Below are 6,483 nucleotides of genomic sequence, written 5' to 3'. Positions count from 1 at the left end.
TTAAATGAGGCGATCGGATCTGAATCCACAGGCAAGATGCCCGATGCTCCGTTGGGAATTTTGCCTCATTTTAGCCGAAACGGTCTACTACGTTTCGATACCGGATCGGTTCGACTCTCCTACGAGCTTTGATGTCAATCTGATATTATTTTGCATTTCCATGAATGGGAAGATTCAGTTGATATCGAATGGTGGAATAAACCACTTTGTAAGAAACATTGACACCGTACTTTTCCTCCAACCACGTTTGCACGTCACAGTAGGTTGTGAACCCGGAATTGGCGTGGTTGAGTCTTTGGACTAACGCCTGCATCGCATCGGGGGGAATTTTACGCCGGCGCCCGTTCGCATATTTATTATTGAGCAACAGTGTCAATCCCCCTTTTTTATACTTGCCGAACCAACGATGGAGCGTAATTCGATTCACTTCCAGCATCGTTGCCAAGTTGGTGATCGTCTTCACTTCCTGCGTTTTTAACAAGTAAAGTGCCCGGATTTTGGTCAGATTATAGGGCGATGTTGCTTCGGCTGTCAACCTCCTGAGTTCTTCGGGCGTTTCCCTGATTTTTGTGTGGTTAAACCTCATAACTTTTCCCCACGGCGATCGACGAGTCATAGAATGGCTAGAATAAAATTAGCCCCGGGATTTAATTCGAGGGCTAATTTTTGCAATATTTGACGACAGCCGAGACAGGTTTAGAAACAGAACTTGCCATTTATTTTCATGAATTGGAGTCGGCAAGAACTGATGGACAGCCCCCCTGGCTTGAATTTTATGTAACCTCTTCGGACTGAATTGGTGCTTTGAATAGGTGAGACCATGTCCGGCTTGTCGCCTTACATAAGAGGATAGCAAAATTCAACTGTCATTGCCCAGCAATGCATGGGGAAAGTCCGCTTTTCTGATGCCTCCAAAGTGCAGGGCTTGAGGGCAGAGGCAGCAAAATATGGCTTTGGGTAGAGGTTTCGGGCATCGATCTGGGGTTAGATCGGATGAAATGTCATTCTCGAACCCTTTCAAATTACCCACAAAACCCACTTTTAGAATTATCCAGTTTCCCACCAATCCCACTTTTTTGGATGGGTGGAGTTTGAGAGGCCGGCTCCGCAATTCACGGCGGACTCGGCTTGACAAAATCCCCGAAGTATGATCACAATTATAAATCTTGCTCTTCAGACCGTTTCCAAATTCCTCCATTCCTATGTCCCCCCTTCGGCGCTTGTTTCGGTACGCGGACCGCTACCGCCCCCAAATTTGGCAGGCCTGCACCTGCTCGGTCCTCAACAAAATTTTCGACCTGGCTCCCCCGGTACTGATCGGCGCGGCGGTTGATGTGGTGGTCAACCAGCAGGACTCGTTTATCGCCGGATGGGGAATCGAGGATGTCAGAGCCCAACTGATCGCCCTATCGGTTCTGAGCGCGATCGTGTGGGGTTTGGAGTCCCTATTTGAATATATCTACAAATTGCTGTGGCGCAACCTCGCCCAAACCATCCAGCACGAACTCCGCCTGGACGCCTACACCCACCTACAAAACCTGGAACTGTCCTACTTCGAGGAACGGAGCACGGGCAGTCTGATGGCAATTCTCAACGACGATATCAACCAACTGGAGCGGTTTCTGGACGTTGGCGCCAACGAAATTTTACAGGTGACGACCACCGTGGTTCTCGTCGGGGGCGGATTTTTTATTTTCGCCCCCCAGGTGGCTGGGCTGGCGATGCTGCCGATGCCGTTCATTATTTGGGGTTCGGTGCTGTTTCAAAATCGCCTGGCGCCCCGCTATGCCGAGGTGCGGGAAAAGGTGAGTGTTCTCAACGGCCAGTTGTCGAATAATTTGACGGGAATCACCACCATAAAAAGTTTCACGGCGGAGGATTACGAAGCCCGACGGATCGATCGCCAAAGTGAGGCGTACCGGCAGGCAAACCGGCGGGCGATCGCGCTTTCGTCTGCGTTCATTCCCCTGATTCGGGTATTCATTTTATTCGGCTTTATCGCCACCCTTTTGATCGGCGGTTTGCAGGCGATAGAAGGACAGTTGGCGGTGGGAACCTACAGCGTCCTGGTATTCATCACCCAGCGGCTGTTGTGGCCCCTGACTCGGTTGGGCGATACCTTCGATCAATACCAACGGGCGATGGCGTCCACGACTCGGGTGATGAATTTGCTCGACACCCCGATCGCCACCCATCCCGGCGACATTTCCCTCCCCGCCTCGGAAGTCCGGGGAGAAATCGAGTTGAAAAATATCACGTTTTCCTACGATTCCAAAACGCCAGTTTTGCAAAATCTATCCCTGCACATTCCGGCGGGCGACACGATCGCGATCGTGGGTTCGACGGGTTCGGGAAAGAGTACCCTGGTGAAACTGTTGTTGCGGTTGTACGAGGTGCGATCGGGGACGATTTTCCTGGACGGGATGGAACTGCAAACTGTCAAATTGCGGGACCTGCGGCGGGCGATCGGTTTGGTGAGTCAGGATGTCTTTCTCTTTCACGGAACCGTGGCGGAAAATATCGCCTACGGGACCTTCGATGCCGATTTTTCCGATATCGTCAATGCGGCGAAAATTGCGGAGGCGGACGATTTTATCCGCCGTTTTCCCCTGGGTTACGAAACCATCGTGGGGGAACGGGGACAGAAGTTGTCGGGGGGACAGAGACAGCGGATCGCGATCGCCCGGGCGGTGTTGAAAAATCCCCCCATCCTAATTTTGGACGAGGCGACGTCGGCGGTGGATAACGAGACGGAAGCCGCTATCGAGCGATCGCTCGAACACATCACCCAAAATCGCACCACGATCGCGATCGCCCACCGCCTCTCCACCATCCGCAACGCGGATTGCATCTACGTCATGGAACACGGGAAATTGATCGAACGGGGGCGGCACGAAGATCTGTTGGACAAACGGGGGGTTTACGCCGGATTGTGGCGGGTTCAGTCGGGGTTGAGATGAGAATGAGGGTGTGGGGTATGTAGGGGCGCAAGGCTTGCGCCCTGCCCTGATTTTAGATTCTTCCCATCTTGGCCCCTCCGCCTCCTCTGCCCCGGTCGCCCCTCCGCTCTGTCTTTGATTCTCTGGTGGGGGTGGAGGGCATAAAATCCACCGATGCACCTTATCGGACACAATACGCGCCGATTCTACCTTTTGTGATATTTTCTGGGATTGCCGCCCAAAAGTCAAGCAAAAATGATAAAAATTGGAAAATTAATGGGGGTGTTGACAAGATTGTAGCACGAGTGTAATATTGAGTTGAGATTCCGGGAAAACGCCGGTCAGGCTTGGGGAGGTGAGGGTTGTGAAATTGGCGGAAGCCTTGATTTTACGGGCGGACATACAGAAGCGGATCGCACAGTTGGAAAGCCGTCTGACCCGCAGTGCGAAAGTCCAGGAAGGGGAAGAACCCCCGGAAGATCCGCAGAAATTAATAGAAGATCTGGAAAACTTGACCGGGGAATTGCTCAGTTTAATTCGGCGGATCAACCGCACGAATTCTGTCACCCCGATGGGGGACAGAATGCTGTCCGATGCCCTGGCGGAACGGGATGTTTTGAAGTTAAAATATAAAGCATACAACGCCCTCATCAACGAAGCATCCCAGCGATTTAATCGCTACAGTCTTTCGGAGGTGCGGATGGTCAGCACGGTCAATATCGCCGATTTGCAGCTATTGCTCGACCATTTGGCGCGAGATCATCGGGAGTTGGACGCTAAAATTCAGGCGTTGAACTGGCAAACTGAGTTAATCGAAAACTGAATACTTGTTGGTAGCCAAAGGAACGGAAGCGAGTACAACCCGCCCACTGGGAAAGTTGGGACTGTCAGAAATGACATTGGTTAACGATACGGGGGGCAGTATCGCGGGTTCGATCCCCGAAAATTACAACTGATGCCCAGTATTGTTACAAGCGTACCGTGTAATTTGCACATTTTACGACCGCGTACTGGTCTGTTATTTTGGCGAGGGTGGGTTCGGGGATATTTCAAGAGAAAGGAGGTTAAAAAATGTTTGCTAATGCGTTTCAAAATAATACGGCAACTTTTGTAACTGCCTCCTTTGTACTGGGCGGTCGCACCTCATCTTCGAGTTGATTGAATAGTCCGGTAGGGTGCGTTCCCGCCGATCCGTCATCGGTCAATTTGGTTGTTGAGGGTTAGGAACGCACCGACGCGAGATTTGAGGAGGCAGGCACAGAGGCACTGCCCCCAAAATTAAGGGATCGGAGCATCAAAAATGATCCCCAATTAATTGAAAAAATAGGAGGAAAGATTGATGAGTTTCGCCTCCGATTATATTTGGGATGTTTGGAGTGAAACTGCCGAACTGTCCTGGGATTGTCAGAACTCCCTTTTTTCTGGGGGAATGAATTGGCAGTTTCGGGATTATCTCTCGACGCTGATAGGTTGCGGGAATGAGAGTTCGGACGAATTGATAATTGCCGGATCTGTCGCGGAAGGAAAGGCCCCGTTTTCCAAATTCGGGACGGAAAAATCGGGCGTCCCGTCCAAAACCGACGATCGCCGTCCGGAAAAGGGCAAATCCGCCGGGGAAACCGATCCCCTGACCGGAATGACAATCGCGGCTTCTCCCGATCTCACCGGACGGGGACGGCCCGAACGGCAGGCGGACACGGCCAGCCAACTGGTTTCTCCGGACACGCCGCCGCCGTCCATCTTGCTTTGAGGGGGGAAAGTTGTAGTATCATGGGGGTCTGAACCTGCGATATGACAAAACGCAATGGCGATCGCGATCGATTTTGGAACCAGCAACACGGTCATTTCTCGGTGGAATCCGGCGACCGAACAACCCGAAACGTTAAAACTGCCCGGTTTGTCGCAAATTTCCGGGCAAAATCCCCCCTTAATTCCCAGCCTCGTCTATGTGGAAGATGCGGCCGGGGAGAGGGTGCTTTTGGGTCAACAAGTGCGCGATCGCGGCTATGATTTAGCCAGCGATCCGCGCTTTTTCCGCAATTTTAAACGGGGAATCGGCAGCGATATCCAGGGTTTTTTGCCGGATCTCGACGGCCGAACCGTCAGTTTTGAAAGGGTCGGCGAGTGGTTTTTGAAAGGGGCAATTTCCGCCCTGCGGGAGATTCCCCTGCCGACGGATTCCGTTATTTTTACCGTCCCCGTGGATAGTTTTGAAGCCTATCGAAATTGGCTGGGCGGGGTGTGCGAGTCCCTGGCGGTGGAACAGGTGCGGATGATCGACGAACCGACGGCGGCGGCGTTGGGGTACGGGTTGGGCGATCGCGAATTGTTGCTGGTCGTCGATTTCGGCGGCGGAACCTTGGATCTGTCCCTGGTTCGCCTCGATGTCGCCAGTCAAAAAACGCCCCTCGGTTTTATTCTCAAATGGGGTAAAAAATCCTTTGCGGAATCCTCCGGGCAGAAGGCGAAAACCGCCCGAGTTTTGGCGAAAGCGGGTCAGAATTTGGGCGGATCGGATATTGACTATTGGTTGGTGGATCATTTTTCCCAAACCCAGGAACTCCCGAAAACCCCCCTCACCACCCGGCTGGCGGAACGGTTGAAAATTCAGCTATCGCTGCAAACCGAAGCGGAGGAAGTTTATTTCAACGACCAAACGTTCGAGAGTTACGAGTTGAAAATTAATCGCGATCGCTTCGAGGAAATTTTGCGGGAACGCCAGTTTTTTGACAACCTCGATACGTCGATGAATCAGGTGTTGCAGCAGGCCCGCCGCCAGGGGATCGAAGTGGGCGATATCGACGCGGTTTTATTGGTGGGGGGGACGGTACAAATTCCCGCCGTCCAGCAGTGGGTGCAACAGTATTTCGACGCGAACAAAATTCGCCGCGACAAACCCTTCGAGGCGATCTCCCACGGGGCGTTACAACTGAGTTTGGGTACTCAAATTGAGGATTTTCTTTACCACAGTTATGGCATTCGCTATTGGAACCGCCGCGACAACTGCCATTCCTGGCATCCGATTATAAAATCCGGGCAACCCTACCCGACGGCGGAACCCGTGGAATTGGTGTTGGGGGCATCCCTGGAAAATCAGCCGAGTATCGAATTGATTGTGGGCGAATTGGGGGCGGAAACGGGGGGAACGGAGGTGTTTTTTGACGGCGATCGCCTGGTGACGCGAAGCCTCGCCGGCGGACAAACTGCGGTTCAGCCTTTGAACGATACGGACGCCGGACGGACGATCGCAAAATTGACTCCTCCGGGAAGTCCGGGAAGCGATCGCGTCCGGGTTCAATTCACCATCGACGACCGGCGTTTTTTGAGGATTACCGTCGAGGATTTATTGACGAATCAAACGTTATTAAATAATCAGGTCGTGGTGGAGTTGAGTTGAATTCACCACAGAGGCACAGAGGGACACAGAGGGGGTTAACCGAGGTCAATCGGAAGTCGATGAAAGAAAATTATCGCAGGTATCGCGCTCGTCTGTTTACAGTTTCCTGGGAGGGACAAACCTTGAAACCCTTATATCAAGGTGATT

5 protein-coding genes are annotated in these 6,483 nt (G+C 52.3%); 4 read left to right on the top strand and 1 reads right to left on the bottom strand.

The annotated features are described in order from the left end of the window. Nucleotides 1-145 precede the first annotated feature (145 nt). Complete coding sequence (locus LKE08_RS06350) at nt 146-463, bottom strand: helix-turn-helix domain-containing protein (protein WP_324703362.1); 318 nt, start codon at nt 461-463, stop codon at nt 146-148. A gap of 739 nt (nt 464-1,202) precedes the next feature. Between LKE08_RS06350 and LKE08_RS06345 the strand changes: the two genes are divergently transcribed. The 4 genes from LKE08_RS06345 to LKE08_RS06330 all read left to right on the top strand — a co-directional run bounded on the left by LKE08_RS06345 (nt 1,203) and on the right by LKE08_RS06330 (nt 6,336). Next, nucleotides 1,203-2,960: an ABC transporter ATP-binding protein gene (locus LKE08_RS06345; protein WP_324703361.1), complete on the top strand. Its 1,758-nt coding sequence runs from the start codon at nt 1,203-1,205 to the stop codon at nt 2,958-2,960. Between the two features lie 343 nt (nt 2,961-3,303). Beyond that, a complete protein-coding gene (locus LKE08_RS06340; RefSeq protein WP_324703360.1) occupies nt 3,304-3,762 on the top strand; it encodes a DIP1984 family protein in 459 nt (152 codons plus the stop codon). Nucleotides 3,763-4,278: 516 nt separating this feature from the next. Then, complete coding sequence (locus tag LKE08_RS06335) at nt 4,279-4,689, top strand: hypothetical protein (protein WP_324703359.1); 411 nt, start codon at nt 4,279-4,281, stop codon at nt 4,687-4,689. Nucleotides 4,690-4,743: 54 nt separating this feature from the next. After that, entirely contained in the window at nt 4,744-6,336 is a 1,593-nt protein-coding gene (locus LKE08_RS06330; RefSeq protein WP_324703358.1) for an Hsp70 family protein, read from the top strand. Nucleotides 6,337-6,483 lie beyond the last annotated feature (147 nt).

Source organism: Lyngbya sp. CCY1209 (assembly GCF_035615495.1).
Taxonomy (GTDB): Bacteria; Cyanobacteriota; Cyanobacteriia; order Cyanobacteriales; family Microcoleaceae; genus Limnospira.
This window is presented reverse-complemented; position numbering and strand designations above follow the sequence as displayed.

Coding starts and splice junctions, on each gene's coding strand:
- LKE08_RS06345 (WP_324703361.1), top strand. CDS start 1,203: ATGTCCCCCCTTCGGCGCTTGTTTCGGTACGCGGACCGCTACCGCCCC.
- LKE08_RS06335 (WP_324703359.1), top strand. CDS start 4,279: ATGAGTTTCGCCTCCGATTATATTTGGGATGTTTGGAGTGAAACTGCC.
- LKE08_RS06330 (WP_324703358.1), top strand. CDS start 4,744: ATGGCGATCGCGATCGATTTTGGAACCAGCAACACGGTCATTTCTCGG.